This is a genomic window from Treponema sp. OMZ 790, from assembly GCF_024181285.1.
Classification (GTDB): domain Bacteria; phylum Spirochaetota; class Spirochaetia; order Treponematales; family Treponemataceae; genus Treponema_B.
In genome coordinates, this window is record NZ_CP051201.1 from 851,700 (window position 1) to 867,945 (window position 16,246).

At 33.3% G+C, this 16,246-nt stretch carries 19 protein-coding genes; all 19 read left to right on the top strand.

Going from position 1 to position 16,246, the window contains the following annotated elements; all coding sequences use genetic code 11:
• The first annotated feature begins 69 nt into the window (after window positions 1-69).
• A complete protein-coding gene (locus tag E4O01_RS03935) occupies window positions 70-678 on the top strand; it encodes a hypothetical protein (protein ID WP_253694550.1) in 609 nt (202 codons plus the stop codon).
• A 738-nt stretch (window positions 679-1,416) separates the two neighbouring features.
• Window positions 1,417-1,809: a VOC family protein gene (locus tag E4O01_RS03940; RefSeq protein ID WP_253687589.1), complete on the top strand. Its 393-nt coding sequence runs from the start codon at window positions 1,417-1,419 to the stop codon at window positions 1,807-1,809.
• A gap of 171 nt (window positions 1,810-1,980) precedes the next feature.
• Window positions 1,981-2,298, top strand: coding sequence for a TfoX/Sxy family protein (locus E4O01_RS03945; RefSeq protein ID WP_253687590.1), 318 nt, complete (start codon window positions 1,981-1,983; stop codon window positions 2,296-2,298).
• A gap of 316 nt (window positions 2,299-2,614) precedes the next feature.
• A complete protein-coding gene (locus tag E4O01_RS03950) occupies window positions 2,615-3,955 on the top strand; it encodes an InlB B-repeat-containing protein (RefSeq protein ID WP_253694551.1) in 1,341 nt (446 codons plus the stop codon).
• Window positions 3,956-5,013: 1,058 nt separating this feature from the next.
• Window positions 5,014-5,349: a TM2 domain-containing protein gene (locus E4O01_RS03955; protein ID WP_253694609.1), complete on the top strand. Its 336-nt coding sequence runs from the start codon at window positions 5,014-5,016 to the stop codon at window positions 5,347-5,349.
• Window positions 5,350-5,399: 50 nt separating this feature from the next.
• Window positions 5,400-5,660 carry a DUF2752 domain-containing protein gene (locus E4O01_RS03960; protein WP_256484110.1) on the top strand — a complete coding sequence of 87 codons (261 nt, stop codon included), beginning with the start codon at window positions 5,400-5,402 and terminating at the stop codon, window positions 5,658-5,660.
• A 106-nt stretch (window positions 5,661-5,766) separates the two neighbouring features.
• The gene (locus E4O01_RS03965) at window positions 5,767-6,759 is read left to right on the top strand and encodes a hypothetical protein (protein ID WP_253694612.1); all 993 of its coding nucleotides are present in this window, start codon (window positions 5,767-5,769) and stop codon (window positions 6,757-6,759) included.
• Window positions 6,760-7,557: 798 nt separating this feature from the next.
• Window positions 7,558-8,097, top strand: a complete 540-nt coding sequence (locus E4O01_RS03970; RefSeq protein WP_253694556.1) for a ClbS/DfsB family four-helix bundle protein — start codon at window positions 7,558-7,560, stop codon at window positions 8,095-8,097.
• A gap of 164 nt (window positions 8,098-8,261) precedes the next feature.
• Complete coding sequence (locus tag E4O01_RS03975; RefSeq protein WP_253694557.1) at window positions 8,262-8,426, top strand: hypothetical protein; 165 nt, start codon at window positions 8,262-8,264, stop codon at window positions 8,424-8,426.
• Window positions 8,426-8,827: a type II toxin-antitoxin system VapC family toxin gene (locus E4O01_RS03980; RefSeq protein ID WP_253694558.1), complete on the top strand. Its 402-nt coding sequence runs from the start codon at window positions 8,426-8,428 to the stop codon at window positions 8,825-8,827. The genes E4O01_RS03975 and E4O01_RS03980 overlap by 1 nt, the downstream gene beginning before the upstream one ends.
• Before the next feature lie 1,030 nt (window positions 8,828-9,857).
• On the top strand, window positions 9,858-10,772 hold the full coding sequence (locus E4O01_RS03985) for a restriction endonuclease (protein WP_253694559.1): 915 nt from the start codon (window positions 9,858-9,860) through the stop codon (window positions 10,770-10,772).
• 257 nt (window positions 10,773-11,029) lie between these two features.
• The gene (locus E4O01_RS03990) at window positions 11,030-11,650 is read left to right on the top strand and encodes a hypothetical protein (protein WP_253694560.1); all 621 of its coding nucleotides are present in this window, start codon (window positions 11,030-11,032) and stop codon (window positions 11,648-11,650) included.
• 350 nt (window positions 11,651-12,000) lie between these two features.
• Window positions 12,001-12,777 (top strand): hypothetical protein, encoded by a 777-nt coding sequence (locus E4O01_RS03995; protein WP_253694561.1) that lies wholly within the window; start codon window positions 12,001-12,003, stop codon window positions 12,775-12,777.
• 142 nt (window positions 12,778-12,919) lie between these two features.
• Window positions 12,920-13,276, top strand: coding sequence for a hypothetical protein (locus E4O01_RS04000; protein ID WP_253694562.1), 357 nt, complete (start codon window positions 12,920-12,922; stop codon window positions 13,274-13,276).
• A gap of 14 nt (window positions 13,277-13,290) precedes the next feature.
• Window positions 13,291-13,572, top strand: coding sequence for an HNH endonuclease (locus E4O01_RS04005; RefSeq protein ID WP_253694563.1), 282 nt, complete (start codon window positions 13,291-13,293; stop codon window positions 13,570-13,572).
• Between the two features lie 531 nt (window positions 13,573-14,103).
• Entirely contained in the window at window positions 14,104-14,826 is a 723-nt protein-coding gene (locus E4O01_RS04010; RefSeq protein ID WP_253694564.1) for an immunity protein Imm33 domain-containing protein, read from the top strand.
• A gap of 225 nt (window positions 14,827-15,051) precedes the next feature.
• The gene (locus tag E4O01_RS04015) at window positions 15,052-15,204 is read left to right on the top strand and encodes a hypothetical protein (protein ID WP_253694565.1); all 153 of its coding nucleotides are present in this window, start codon (window positions 15,052-15,054) and stop codon (window positions 15,202-15,204) included.
• A gap of 140 nt (window positions 15,205-15,344) precedes the next feature.
• Complete coding sequence (locus tag E4O01_RS04020) at window positions 15,345-15,566, top strand: hypothetical protein (RefSeq protein WP_253694566.1); 222 nt, start codon at window positions 15,345-15,347, stop codon at window positions 15,564-15,566.
• On the top strand, window positions 15,566-15,967 hold the full coding sequence (locus tag E4O01_RS04025; RefSeq protein WP_256484111.1) for a type II toxin-antitoxin system tRNA(fMet)-specific endonuclease VapC: 402 nt from the start codon (window positions 15,566-15,568) through the stop codon (window positions 15,965-15,967). The genes E4O01_RS04020 and E4O01_RS04025 overlap by 1 nt, the downstream gene beginning before the upstream one ends.
• Window positions 15,968-16,246: the final 279 nt, after the last annotated feature.

Consider the following 16,246-nt stretch of genomic DNA (forward strand, 5'->3'; position numbering starts at 1 on the left):
TCAAAGCATTTCTTTCGACTATAAAAATAATTGCAATGAAAAGGACATTGCAAGAAGGAATGTTGAAAGATGAAACAAAAAAGATTAGTTTCAATGATGGTTGTTCTAGTATTAATTATTAGTTTAGTGTTGGTTGCATGTGATAACGCTGTTAACCAACATAAAACTAAAGACATAGTATCTCAAAAATCGGAATTCTACTTTGAGCGAAAAATTAATACTCAGACTGTTGGTGGGGTAACTACGAAAAGTTTTGATACAATTACCAATAACGCTAGTATGATGTTTAGTAAAATTAATTATTCTGATGGGTCATCAACATATATTTTTTCCTACACCTTTTATAAGCAACTTCATGGCGATGACGCAATAAAAAAACACATCTTGACTGGTACATGGAAGCAGGATTCAAGTACCCAGCGTACTCTTACACCCGAAAAACTGGATTGGAAGACTTTTGATTCTACATCTTCTGGACTTCAAAAAACATATACTGTAAATCTTGCTAAGGTTGAGCTGAATGGATTTACTAGTTCATGGTATAATGGTTCATACTGGACAGCTACAATACCGAACAACCCTGATACTAATACAGGGCATGAGTATGAAGGTACAGCCTTATATTTAGCCTCAGACAATATTGATAATATGAAGCCAGGCATGTCCCTTCAATGGTAGTAACCCCTGTTTAATTTTTACCAAAACATTAACCTGCATACAAAAGTTCCGTAATGTATGCAGGTATGAGGTGGTGGTAAGTTAAAAATTAGTGTTGTATTTAAATAGATACAGAGGAATCCTATGAGCAAAAACAAACCAATAAAATCAAGGGAACCATGGCGAGCAATTAAATCCGAATAAAAAAAGGAAAAAAGGTGTCAGTGTTTTAGCAAAAACTGATGTTGAAAATGCGTTTGGTTTGTAAAAACTCAACACATTTTGGGTTTAATTCTTAAGGCTATATTAAAATTAAAAAATAAAGTAAAATAAAGAAGCTCCTGAAAAAAAGGAAAATTATACGGATAGTAAATAAAGGAATTAAGAGTAAAGGTGTAAAATTTAAAAATAGTTTGAACAAAAGGAATGCAGACTATTTTTAAATATACATTTAGAAATAAGGCATAAAAAATTTGAGCGAAATTATATTTTTGTTTTGAAAAGAAAATCTAACACCCGCTTCAACCTGACATTGCCTTTGCGGCAAATGCAGGTTAAGCGAATGTTGAACGGACGCTGTGCGTCCGTTCAACGGGGCGGCGGAACATCCGCCTGTCGGCCGGCGCACAGCGCCGTCCAACACGCGAATTAAGCTGACGGCGAAGCTCAAAAGCCTAAAGGCTTTCTCACTTCTTGCAGCTTATCCGCCGCCCCGTTAGGACGACACGCCTTTGGCGTGCGATGTTTTGGAGGAAATATATGAAATTAGATGGATTTGGTGTTTTTGTAAAAGATATGCCGACAATGGTTCGTTTTTACAGAGATGTATTGGGATTTGAAATCAAAGAGGCAGAAGATGCTTCAAATGTGTTTCTTGAAAAAGACGGTACACTGTTTCTATTTTACAGACGCTCAGATTTTGAAAATATGACTTCTACAAAATTCAATTATGCAGAAAAGATAAATGGGCATTTTGAAATTGCTTTAGGTGTAGAAAATTTTGCGGCAGTTGATAAAGCGTATAATGAAATAGTTGCAAAGGGCGGAAAATCCGTAATGCCACCTACAACAGAGCCTTGGGGACAGCGAACCTGCTATATTGCCGACCCCGAAGGAAATCTTGTGGAAATTGGTTCTTTTGTGAAAGAATAAGTAATATTTTTTCAGCAAGTTCGTATTGCTAAAAAATGAATTGAACTTTGGGGCGAAGCTATAGGCTGTTGTATTTTAAGTTTTTAGGAAATTAAAAAACATTTTCTTATAGAAAAGAAAAATATATAAATAACAAGTTGCTTTATGCCTCTAAAAGGAGGATAATAAGTAATGGCTTCTAGTAAAGATTACTTGGATTTTATGCTTGACCAGCTTTCTGATTTGGAAGATATAACTTTTCGACAGATGATGGGAGAGTATATAATTTATTATAGGGGTAAAATCATCGGCGGAATCTATGATAATCGCTTTCTTGTAAAACCTACAAAATCAGTATTGGAAAAAATGCCCAAGGCTCAGTATGAAGTGCCGTATGATGGTGCAAAGGAAATGATTTTAGTTGAAGAGCTAGATAACCGTGAATTTCTTAGGGAATTGATTTTTGCGATGTATGGGGAACTGCCAGAACAAAAGAGAAAAAGATCCTAACACTCGCTTCAACCTGACATTGCGGACGAGCCGCAAATGCAGGTTAAGCGAATGTTGAACGGACGCTGTGCGTCCGTTCAACGGGGCGGCGGAACATCCGCCTGTTGTCCGGCGCACAGTGCCGTCCAACATGCGAATTAAGCTGACGGCGAAGCTCAAAAGCCTAAAGGCTTTCTCACTTCTTGCAGCTTATCCGCCGCCCCGTTAGATTGACCTGCCTTATGGCAGGCAGGTGCGGAACCAATCGAAGCATTCTTTCGATCGATAAATCAAATAATTGCAATGAAAAGGACATTGCAAGAAGGAAGGTTGAAAGATGAAACAAAGAAAGATAGTTTCAATGATTGGAGTGCTGGTTTTCCTAATGAGTGTTCTTAGCTTATTATGTGGATGCCCTAATAATTCCGGGTATAAACCACCGGAACCTAAAAATCCTGAAAAGATATATGCATATATTTCCTATGACTTGTCAGGATGTACTTCAGCAGAGGAGGGAAATAATTTTTGGAAGCCAATCGGTAAAAAGGTTGAAAAAGGAGCCTTTTATCAACTTGCAGGCGGACAATCCGATTTCTGGAAACCTAGCGAAGTAAAACCTTTGAACGGGAAAGACTTTATCGGCTGGAGTGTAAATAAAGATGGCAGTACCAAAGATTATGATTTCGGACAAAGTATAAAAGTTGAAAAAGATATGACGTTTTACCCGGCGTATAGTAAAGATGCGTATGTAACCGTAAAGTACGATTTTTCATCATGCCGGAATAAACTATTTAGTTATAATGAGTATTGGCTATTGCCTGATAGCCGTATTGTTAAAGGTTCAAGTTTTACCCTTGCAAATCATAAAGATAAAGGTGTTGATAAAAGTGGAAACGAAGGAGTTTGGGATCTTTCATCAATTGAAGCCAAAGATGGAAGATATATTGTTGGCTGGAGTAAAAGTGCAGCAGGCAATACGAAAGATTATGATTTCGGTCAAAGTATAATAATAAATGAAGATACCACATTGTACCCTGCATTTTCAAAATATAAAGTAGGGGATATGATAAACGGTAAAACAGTGATATATCTCATTCGAAAAGCGATTACGGAGGAAAGCCTTGGTGATAGTTTTGATAGCCGACATAACAAGATTAAAAATTTTGATGTTAAGGGCAGTGATGGTACATATATTACAATAGATATTGACTTTGCAAATGCCTCAACTCATTGCAGTTGGACAAACAAGCATAAAGATGTTATGACATCAACTGCAATTGGAGCCGGTAAAAAAAATACCGAGCAAATCATAGAAGTACATAAAGATGATACATACTACACCGACGATACATATTATGTAACAAGATACTGTAAACAAAAAGCCGGCAGTAAAGCTTTCGTACCGTCATTAGGGGAGGCATTTCTTATAGTGGATGCCATTAAAAACTGGAAGATTGATAAAAAGAAATTTCCAAAGCAAACAGCAAACTCCTTTGGTGAAGTATGGTTTTGGACATCTTCGCAGACTTCTGTAGATAAAGCAAAAATAGTAACATTAAGCGATAATTCATTTATCCATGAAACCCATATAGAAAGGGATGAAGAAAAAAAGATAATAAATAGTGCCTATCTTTGTCCTGTATATTATTTTGATAAAGAAGGGAATGCTATCGAGTAAAAAATCTAACACCCGCTTCAACGCTGACATTGCCTTTGTCATGGAAATTGCTTATGCCGCTCCGCCGTTTGCACGGCTGTGCTTTTTTATGCAATTTCCACGCCAAGCCCTATACGGGTACGGCAATGCAGGTTAAGCGAATGTTAGACCGATGCCTTACGGCACGATAAACTGTAACTTTGAAAATGGAGTGCATTTTTTGTAAATTAAAGTGTAAAACCCAAATTAAAAGCTTAGGTTCTTTGAGTAAAGTTGTGTTTTATTATAATGGCTACTTGGATAAGGAAAATAGAACTTTTATCTGAGAATTTTAAAACTAGTTTAGGAATTCAACGAGTTAAAAGTCCTTCGGACGGTCTGGTAATTATGATAATTAACTTGGTAAGGAAAATAAATCTTGTATCTTAGGATTTTAAAACTTATTAAGGAAATCAATGAATTATAAGTCCTTCGGACGGTCATGGTGATTATTATAATTAATTTAGTAAGTAAAATTAAAGTTTTAATGTTTGATTTTTAAAGATTTAGTAATTAAAAGCTATATAGGTTAAAAAATAAAGTCTTATTGTTAAGAATAAGCTTATGATATTAAGAGAATATTATTTATAAAAGATTAGTTTTGTAAATAATATAGAATTATAGTTAAATAAATAGTTTTTAATATATGCGTTAAGTAATATGAAAGTTATATATGCAAATAATAAAGCTTTATAGTAAAATTTTAAGTTTTTTATTTATTAAATATAGTAATAAAAAGCAAAATAGTGTAAAATTAAAAGCACAATTGTTAATATAAGCGGTTAAATAAAATAAAAGTGTCTAACACCCGCTTCAATCTGCCATTTGTTTTGTCACGAAAGTTGCTTAAGGCGGTCATTGCTCATGCAATTCCCTTTTTCATGCAACTTTCGCGCCAACTTTGCCTTAACTCTTCGCGTCGGCAAAGACACAAATGCAGGTTAAGCGGGGCGTTAGGTTGACCTGCCTACGGCAGGCAGGTGCGGAACCGACCTATAACATTTATTTCGACTTAAAAATAAATTTATAGGAGGTCCAGAATGGACGCAAATAAAATTGATATGTTTTTTGTATCAAATGGGAAAAAATTGCCTAGCGAAAAAGCAGCAATTATTCGGGAAAAAATGGCAACTATCGATGATTCAAGATATGCTACAATAAGTTCAGTTGAGATGAAAGATCCCACAACAATGTTACTTATAAGTATTTTTCTTGGCGAATTTGGCGTTGATAGATTTATGCTGGGTAATACCGGGATGGGAATTCTGAAATTATTGACAGCAGGATTGTGTGGAGTTCTTTGGCTAATAGATGTGATACAGATTAGCGGAAAAACAAAGGACTATAATTACAATGCATTAATGCAAATATTATAAAAAAATGGCCAACTATAAATAGTTGGCCTTACAAATAAGAACTATATAATATGACCTGTATAGTAAGAGCGTTATTTAAATGCCCTTGCCCTACATGTGGTGTTACACGGGCAATGATTAGTTTATTAAAGAGTGATATAAAAAATTATTGTGATTATAATATAATGGGAGTTCCATTGTGTATTGCAACAATACTGATGGTTTTAGGGGAAAGGAAGAATAATAAGGCATATCAAAAAGTCAGTGGGTGCATATTCATAATTAACATAGTATATTATATTTATAGACTATATAGCGGAAATATTCCATAAAATAGAGACCTAACACTCGCTTCAACGCTGACAAACGGGACTGAGCCCGTTTGCAGGTTAAGCGAGAAGTTAGAGCGACGCCTTCGGCGCGGCAGAAGAGAAATATATGACTGATAACAAAATAATTGTTAAATATCTTGATAGCTCTACAGAAAAATTAGAATTTGTTTATGAATATATTAATACCAGTAGATACCAAGATGAGCTTATCAAAGACTATAATTTGTGGAATCAAATTTGTAGTTCGCTTTATGTAATTAATGATACTATATTAGCTATTAAAAGTTATCTTAGTAAGAAATATCCAAAAGATATTGGGCGAAAATACTTGTATACATATGGTATTCTCCAAGCACTGTTTACACAGCAAGATGCAGTAATTAATTTAACAGAATGTTTTAATGTCGAGACCAAAGTATGTGATGTATTTAGAGAAATCCGTAATTTACGAAACATTTCAATAGGTCACCCAACCAAGCTGGAAAGAAGAGAGGGTGTGTATTATGGATATATTTCAAGAATAACATTATCAAAATTCGGATTTGAATTATATAAAACCGATCAGGTAAAGAAACGAGACCAATTTATCACAGTTAAATTGGTAGAATTGATAAAAAAGCAAGCGATTGAAATAAATACCATAATTAGTTCATTATCAGAATATTTAATTGAACTGGATACCAAACATAAGTGTCAATATAAGGAAAATAAAATGGAAAATGTATTCCCAGACAACATGAGGTACTATTTTGAAAAAATTGGTGAAGGTTTATATTCTTCAGATTATGTAAAAGATGATTTTGCATTAAGCATGTTGAATTGCGTAAAACAACATTATGATGAATTTAAACAGAAATTAATTGAGCGGAAGGAATTTAGTGAATACATAGAGTGCGATTGGAATCAATATAATCATGCGCTTGAAAAGGTTGAAGGCTATCTCAAAAAGAACGATAAATTTATGAATGGAACAGATGCTAGAATTTATCTGTTTTATTTACGTGAAGTGCATAAGAGTTTTGTAGCTATTGCCAAAGAAATTGATGAAGAGTATGAAAAAATCTCTAACACCCGCTTCAACGCTGACAAACGGGACTGAGCCCGTTTGCAGGTTAAGCGGATGTTAGACAGATGCCTTACGGCACAATTAACTGCAACTTTGAAAAAATGGTGCGTGTTTTTTGTAAATTAAAGTGTGTAAAACCCAAATTAAAAGCTTAGGTTCTTTCGAGTAAAGTTGTGTTTTATTATAGTGGCTACTTGGATAAGGAAAATAGAACTTTTATCTGAGAATTTTAAAACTAGTTTAGGAATTCAACGAGTTAAAAGTCCTTCGGACGGTCTGGTAATTATAATAATTACTTTCTAAGGAAAAATAACTTTTATCTGAGTGTTTTTAAACTTTTTAAGGAAATCGACGAGTTAAAAGTCCTTCGGACGGTCATGGTAATTATTATAATTATTTGCTAAGTAAAGTAAAATTTTAGCTTTATAGTAAAATTGTTGATTTTTTAATTTAATGATGAAAAGCTGTATAGGCTAAAAAAAGTCTAATTGTTAAGAATAAGCCTATGATATTTTATAAAAGATTAGTTTTGTAAATAATATAGAATTATAGTTAAATAAATAGTTTTTAGTATATGCGTTAAGTAATATGAAAGTTATATATGCAAATAATAAAGCTTTATAGTAAAATTTTAAGTTTTTTATTTATTAAATATAGTAATAAAAAGCAAAATAGTGTAAAATTAAAAGCACAATTGTTAATATAAGCGATTAAATAAAATAAAAGTGTCTAACACCCGCTTCAACCTGACATTGCGGAGGAACCGCAAAGCAGGTTAAGCGAATGTTAGACGGACAGCTCTACTAGAGCTGCTTTGGGATAGGAGTAAATATGGCACGGGCAAGAAATAAAGATGATTTGCTTAAATTTGCAGCGGAAAATTATTCAAAATTGATGGATATTATTTCTAAAATGACTGAAAATCAAATGAACACGCTTTTTGATTTTTCCGGCGATAAAAGCAAAAAAGAAGCTCATTGGGAGCGCGATAAAAATGTTAGAGATGTTCTGATTCATTTGTATGAATGGCATCAACTTATGTTGAAATTCATAGAAAATAATGCTGACGGAAAAAGTAATATTCCGTTTTTGCCGGATGAGTATTCTTGGAAAACCTATGGAGCAATGAATGTCATGTTTTGGAAACGGCATCAGAATACAAGTCTTGAAAGTGCAAAAGCAATGCTAGCGGAAAGTCATAAAAAAATTCTTGCACTGGCTGAGAAATATTCAAATGAAGAGCTTTTTACGAAAAAATATTTTTCATGGACAGGAACAACTGATTTAGGTTCATATTTTGTAAGTACGACTTCAAGTCATTATGATTGGGCTATAAAAAAGATAAAATTGCATTGTAAAAAAATTATATAAAAGTAAATATACACGAGAAATGTGCTAAAGATTGCAGAGCAGCGATGCATTCCTGTAATTTTTTTATGTTATGGTAATTATAGTAGAAAAATTATCAGAATAATAGTATAATCATAGGCGGTAAGGAGGTTGTTGATGGTAGAAACAGCTCTTAAAAAAAAGCGATGGATTATTTTGCAATGCTTGATAACGAACAGGCACGAATGGTTATTTCATATATGGAAACAATTGAATGTTCCTCTGAAAAGCGAAATCGTACTCTTGCCGACCTAAAGGGTAAAATTCAGTTTGCTGATGGATATGACTATAAAGCAATGCGGAGTTCTTAATGGTTTTAGTAGATACTTCTGTGCTGATAAACTTTTTTCGTGGCAGGGAAACGGTCGGTACAGCATATTTTGAAAAATTGCTTGAGGAACAAAAGCATTTTTGTATCAATGAATTTATTTATCAAGAGATTTTGCAAGGTTCAAAAGACGAAAAAGAATTTGCTATTTTGAAATCTTATTTAATTGATGTACCGTTGTATTCGCTAAAACTCGGTATTCAATCCTTTGAAAATGCTGCTTGGTTGAATTTCCGTTGTCGTAGAAAAGGTGTTACAATTTGTAGTACGGTAGATTTGCTGATTGCAGAAACTGCGATTGAAAATAATATTCCGCTTCTACATGATGATGACGATTTTGCAAATATGGCTCGAATTATTACGGAGTTAACGCTGGCTGTGTAGATAAAAACGCCTAACACCTGCTTCAACGCTGACAAACGGGACTGAGCCCGTTTGCAGGTTAAGCGAATGTTGAACGGACGCTGTGCGTCCGTTCAACGGGCGGCGGCAGATCCGCCTGTCGTCCGGCGCACAGCGCCGTCCAACATGCGAATTAAGCTGACGGCGAAGCTCAAAAGCCTAAAGGCTTTCTCACTTCTTGCAGCTTATCCGCCGCCCGTTAGACAGATGCCTAACGGCACAATTAACTGCAACTTTGAAAAAGTAGTGTGTATTTTTTTGTAAATTAAAGCGTAAAACCCAAGTTAAAAGCTTAGGTTCTTTGAATAAAGTTTTGTTTTATTATAATATCTATTTTGATAAGGAAAAATAAACTTTCATCTGAGGATTTTTAAACTCGTTAAGGAAATCAACAAAATAAAAGTCCTTTGGACGGTCTGTGTTTATAATAATTATTTTCTAAGGAAAATAAAGTTTTATCTGAGTGTTTTTAAACTTTTTAAGGAAATCGACGATTTAAAAGTCCTTCGGACGGTCTGTGTTTATAATAATTATTTTCTAAGGAAAATTAAAATTTATCTAAGTATTTTAAACTCGTTAAGGAAATCGACAAAATAAAAGTCCTTCGGACGGTCTGGTAATTATTATAATTATTTGTTAATGAAAATAAAATTTTAGCTTTATAGTAAAATTGTTGATTTTTTAATTTAATGATGAAAAGCTGTATAGGTTAAAAAATAAAGTCTAATTGTTAAGAATAAGCTTATAATTTTAAGATAATATTATTTATAAAAGTTTAGTTTTATAAATAATAAAGTTTTACAGTAAAATTTTAAGTTTATTTATTAAATATAGTAATAAAAAGCAAAATAGTGTAAAATTAAAAGCATAATTGTTAATATAAGCGATTAAATAAACTAAAAGTGTCTAACACCCGCTTCAACCTGACATTGCGGACGAGCCGCAAAGCAGGTTAAGCGAATGTTATGTGGATGCCCGCGTGGGGCACTTTAGCATAAAAAAGGAGAATTAAATGATACCGGATTTTCAAACAGCAATGTTGCCTCTATTAAAACAGATGAATGATGAAAAAATTTATAATTCTAATTCTATTAGAGATGTGGCAGTTTCATATTTTAAAATCACAGATGATGAAAAAAATGAAAAAACTCCAAATGGTAAACAGTTGCTTTATTATAATAGAATTGCTTGGTCTATTTCATATTTAAGAACAGGTGGATTAATTGAAAGTCCAGAACGAGGAAAATATAAAATTTCTGAATTAGGAAAAACGGTATTACAAAATCCACCAGAAAAAATAACAATAAAATTCTTAAAAGAAATAAACCCAGATAAAAATTTATTTGAAAGAGAAAAAGCTCCTAAAAATGAAGAAAAAGAATTAGAAATATCAGAGGATAAAACACCTGATGAGTTAGTTGAAGAAGGTCACAAAAGAATTAATCAGGAATTATCCAAAATTCTGCTTCAAAATATAGAAGATGCATCCCCATATAAATTTGAAGAAATAGTAGTAGATTTATTAATAAAAATGGGTTATGGAGATTCTGATTTCAATAATGGTGAAATTACTTCAAAATCTGGAGATGAAGGAATTGATGGAATAATAAAAGAAGATAAACTTGGACTTGATAAAATATATGTTCAAGCAAAAAGATGGAAAAAAGATTCTAAAATTGGTCGACCGGAGATTCAAAAATTTGTTGGGGCTTTAGATGGTCAAAGAGCAAAAAAAGGAATTTTTATTACTACTGCTTTCTTTTCACAAGAAGCTATAAATTATGCCAATAATACTAGTAATGCAACTGTTATTTTAATTGATGGTCAAAAATTAACAGATTTAATGATAGAGTATGAAGCAGGAGTAACAGTAAAGGATATAATAAAAATCTGTAAAATTGATACAGATTTTTTTGTTGAGGAGTAAATCACATAACACCTTTTTCAAAGCCGACAAACGGGACTTGCCCGTTTGCGGTTTAAAACAATGTTGAACGGACGCTGTGCGTCCGTTCAACGGGGCGGCGGAACATCCGCCTGTTGTCCGGCGCACAGCGCCGTCCAACACGCGAATTAAGCTGACGGCGAAGCTCAAAAGCCTTTCGGCTTTCTCACTTCTTGCAGCTTATCCGCCGCCCCGTTATGACGACAGGCGCACTGGCCTGCCCTTTTTAGAAAAAATATATGAAAAAACTTTTTATAATATTATTAATTGGGTTTTTAAATATTAATCTTTTCGCTCAGGATTTTCCATTTCCACCAGAATTAAAATGGTGGATATTTGAAATTCAATCCATTGATAAAAATGTTAAAATCGAAAACTTTAAATTTTCCGAAAAACGTTCCATTCTTAATCAGGATGCACCAATATCATATAAAAACCGTTTATATCCTGTATTAAAAAAATGGAATTACTTTGGAAACGAATTTGCTTATTATGATATATACGCAAGTCTTGAAAAGAATAAAAGTGGCAAATATTCAATTTATGGAGAACCTGACTCAGCTTTCGGAATATTTGATAAAAATGAAAATTTACTTTTCATAGATTTTTTCGGGAGTTTAAAAGGAATAGATTCATTTTGCTGGGTAAGAGACAACAGAATTATTGCGGTTGGTCGAGATATAATAAATTCATATGAAGATGGATTGTCTGATATTGATTTTATAATCTATGATTATTACATAAAAAATGGCGGGGAAATTATAGTTAAAGAATATACCTATAATATAAAATCAGTAAATATGGCTAAAATAAAATTAAGGTGGGTTGAACAAAGAACCGATTACTTTGAAAATAATTAGCATGGTATATTTTTTAATCGAGTCAAGCTCGATTAAAAAATAAAATTAAACTTTAGGGCTTGGACGAAGAAGCGATAGTACGCGGCTTTACGCCGCTTAGGAAAAGTATAATAATAGAGGCATACGCTTCTAATGGTTGTACAGAATCTTCATAAAGAAAAAATGATTTAAGAAATCTGATTCTGTATAAGAAATCTGATTCTGTATAAGAAATCTGATTCTGTATAAGAAATATAATTTGTCATAACAAAGGTTCGTAGCCGACAGCGGGTCGAGCCCGCTGCGGTACAACCAGTTGTTATGCTTCTATTATATAAAAAGATTTGGTGTGTTGGCTTCGGCAGTTTAGATTGCAAGCTGTTGATTTTTGTGATATAATGAGGAAGGGTCGAAAGGGCGTTATGCTCACAAGCCTAAAAGCTTGGTATGAAGGGAATGTATTAAAATTGAAATTGAAAGAAATAGAAAAAATTGCTAAAGAAAATTATTCTGCTGCTAAACTTCAAAATAAATGGTATGAATGCATAAATTTTGCTTTCTATTTGTTAGATAAAAAAATTGAATCTGAAAACATATATATTTTAGCAGGCTTAGATTCAGATGATTATGATAGTATAAATAAATATTTTTTTGCTGTAATTAATGAACTTAAAGTAGTTAAAATAAATGAAGATATTAACTATAATTTTTTATGCTATTTAGGTAGAAAAATTCATAATGATGAAATTGAAGCGATATATGCACTTACAATATTAGAAAAAATGTATTATCAGACAAATGATGAACGATTTTGGGAATGGGTTGAATTTGGTGATGCGGTTGATTTACTTGAAGATGGAATTGCTTATTACGAATACGACATAAATAAAGATAATTTATGTGATTATATAAAAGAAAAGATCTTATTGGATATAGAACTATATAAAGAGAAAGTGCCTGATAATTTTTTTAAGATGAGTTTTTGTGAGAAATGTAATAAATTAGTGATTCCAAAAATTAAGAAAACATTATTTAAGAAGAAATTTTTCTATAAATGTAATAATTGTAACGCAACAAATGGTAAGTTTTTATGGTGTTTGGATAATAAAGGAAAAAAGCTTTATTTAGAAAGAAGAAATAAAGCATAACACTCGCTTCAACCTGACATTGCGGAGTAGCCGCAAATGCAGGTTAAGCGAATGTTAGGTTGACCTGCCTTGCGGCAGGCAGGTGCGGAACCGACCTATAATATTTATTTCGACCAAAAAATAAATTTATAGGAGAAATTTTATGTCAAATGAAGAAAAGAAAGGTAAAGCTTTCTTGAGCTTTATTCCGAAACTTGTGGTGAGTGCAATTTATTCTTTTTTGGTTGTTTATTTTTTCGAATGGAAATATGCAATATTTACTGCCCGTCCATTGCTTGAAGGACATTTTGGACTTGCAGTACTAGCATTTTTTTCTGGTATTATAGGAGCGTTTGCTATTCTCATGATTGTAAGTGCATGGCATAAACGAGTTACCGTTTTTACAAGAAATCCTATAACATATTTGTTTAAAATGTATGTTGGGTATCCATGTATCGGAGTTGTAGTTGGACAGATAGCTATTTTACTTGTTGCCGGTTTGGTGATGCAAAAAGCTTGATACAGAAGCGTTATATGAATAACTACAATATTCCTGCCGATTTGGAAGAAAAAATACGCAATCGAGATAATAAGTGCGTTTATTGCAGCAAGAGTTTTGACACAGATGAAACAATAGAACATATTGATAACGATGTGAAAAATATTTCTGAAAATAATATTGCTATTTGTTGTCGTGCTTGTAATTCCAGTAAAGGAAATAGATTGTTACATGAATGGTTGAATACAAATTATTGCAAAAAGAGAAATATCAACATTGAAACTGTTTCAGATGTGATTAAAAATATCTTGTGGTAACATTTATGAAGAATCCAGTTAAGCTAAATTTGTATGGATTCTCTTATGATGTAACCCTTTTTTTGTATTTGTAAAATCAGTTCATAATATGCTAACATAAAAACTATAGATTTGTATAGCATATAATTATTGCTGGTCTGAGAGATTTTGAAGATATAATAATTCAAAATAATCTCGTTATTATGGAAATAAAACCTAACACCCGCTTCAACCTGACATTTGTTTTGTCACGAAAGTTGCTGGAAGCGGTCGCTGCTAACGCAGTTCCCTTTTTTATGCAACTTTCGCGCCAACTTTGCCTTAACGCTTACGCTTCGGCAAAGACACAAATGCAGGTTAAGCGAATGTTGAACGGACGCTGTGCGTCCGTTCAACGGGGCGGCGGAACATCCGCCTGTTGTCCGGCGCATAGCGCCGTCCAACACGCGAATTAAGCTGACGGCGAAGCTCAAAAGCCTTTCGGCTTTCTCGCTTCTTGCAGCTTATCCGCCGCCCCGTTAGACTGATGCCTTACGGCGTAAGGAGCTTTAAATGATGTTATTTGATGAGGACGTGTCTTTAAATGATGGTATATCGTTAGCTGATATGATTTCGATTTATAGAAAAGCAGGATGTCCACAAAAGACAGAAACATTTTTCCTGCATAATATTGACGAAATACGGGCTAAAAAGTACAGATCATTTTCTGCACCTTTGCAAAAGGATATTGATGCTTTAAAAAAAGACGATAAGGTCGAACTTTTTTATGAATATTTTGATTCTAACAAAAATATAAATGAAAGATTTATAGTTCAAATAAAGGAACGGGATGGAAACATTTTTTGTGGAAGGTTGCTTAATGAACCATTGTATAGTGATGTAATAGAAGGACAATATATTTGTTTTATGAAATATAATATATCCTGTATTATTGGAAAGCTTGATTATGATTTAAACTCGACAGGAACTATCAGTTATGAATCATTCAAAAAAAAGATGATCAATATCGCTATTAAGATTAAAGAACTAGAATCAAAAAGTGATAGTGGCTGGAGATTTTTATATGGAAATGAAACGGAAGAGTATTTAAAAAATAAAGAAAATACACATGAATTTACTCTTGATGAAATTTTGTATATAGAACCACTGCTTGAGCATGTATTAGGAAAAGAAAATAAAATCTATATATATGAGAAATCAATAAATGATTTTATAGCAGTTTCTGAGAAAGAGATATGTGATGAAATAAAAAATCATTATATAAAAAAAATCTAACAATTGTTTCAAGTTGACATTACCTTTTGCTCGTGTTTTTGCTATCACTCGGCTATGCCTCGTTCCTTACGCAAAAACGCGCACCAAACCTTCGTTTCGCTCAGGTACGGCAATACAGCTTAAACAAATGTTAGATTGACCTGCCTAAAGGCAGGCAGGTGCGGAACCGACCTATAACATTTATTTCGATCAAAAAATAAATTTATAAAATCGTAGGAGGATTTTATGGCAAAAACAACAATAAAGCCTGGAAACCCATACGCAGGAGAAGGCGGACGGATGCCGTCTACAACAGGCAATCCAAGCGGCGGTAATCGCGGAAATAATCCGCCAAGTAGTGGAAAAGGCTCTTCTTCCGGAAATTCGGGCAAGAAATAATCGTTATTTAGAACAACAGATAAATAATGATTAGTTGATAGCTTTACGGCGGAGTAAACCCGCCGTTTTTATAATATACTTGTAAATATACTTGATTTTTGTAATAAAATGTTTTATACTTGTGTATAAGAGGTGCGAATATGCCGCAATTATCATTGTATGTTACGCAAGAGCAGCTTCTCAAAATTGAAAACGAAGCTCATGCAGAAAAAATGTCGCTTTCAAAATGGGCCGTAAGCAAAATTATGGAAAGAATAGAACCGCATTATCCGGAGGGCTGGGCTGATTTGTTCGGTTCTGTTGCTGATTCGTCATTCACCAGACCTGATCAGCCAAAGCATGAAAAGCGAGAGACTTTTTAATGTATTTTATAGACACAAATACTTGCATTTACTTTATGAATGGCAAGTTTCCATCTGTTCGGGAAAGATTCTTGTCGGTTTCACCGAAAGAGATAAAAATTTCTTCAGTAGTAAAAGGAGAACTTTTGCTAGGCGCATTTAAAAGCCGGACAAGGGAAAAGACTACAGAGAAAGTGGAAAAATTTTTAAAACCGTTTGAAATTGTGGATTTTACAGACAAAATGTCTTATGAGTATGCAAAAATCCGAAAAGATTTGGAGCTTGCAGGTACACCGATAGGTGCAAATGACTTACTTATTGCCGCCGCCGCAGTATATCAAAAAGCGACTCTTATTACTCACAATGTGGCTGAATTTTCAAGAGTAACCGATTTGAAAATTGAAGATTGGGTAGAAGAATGAAAACCTAACACTCGCTTCAACCTGACATTGCGGACAAGCCGCAAATGCAGGTCAAGCGAATGTTAGACCGATGCCTTACGGCACGATAAACTGTAACCGTGAAAAATAGTATGTATTATTTTATAAATTAAAGCGTAAAATCCAAATTAAAAGCTTAGGTTCTCTGAATAAAGTTGTGTTTTATTATAATATTTACTTAATTAAGGAAAATAAAACTTTTATCTGAGAATTTTAAAACTCATTAAGTAAATCGACAAAATAAAAGTCTTTCGGACGGTC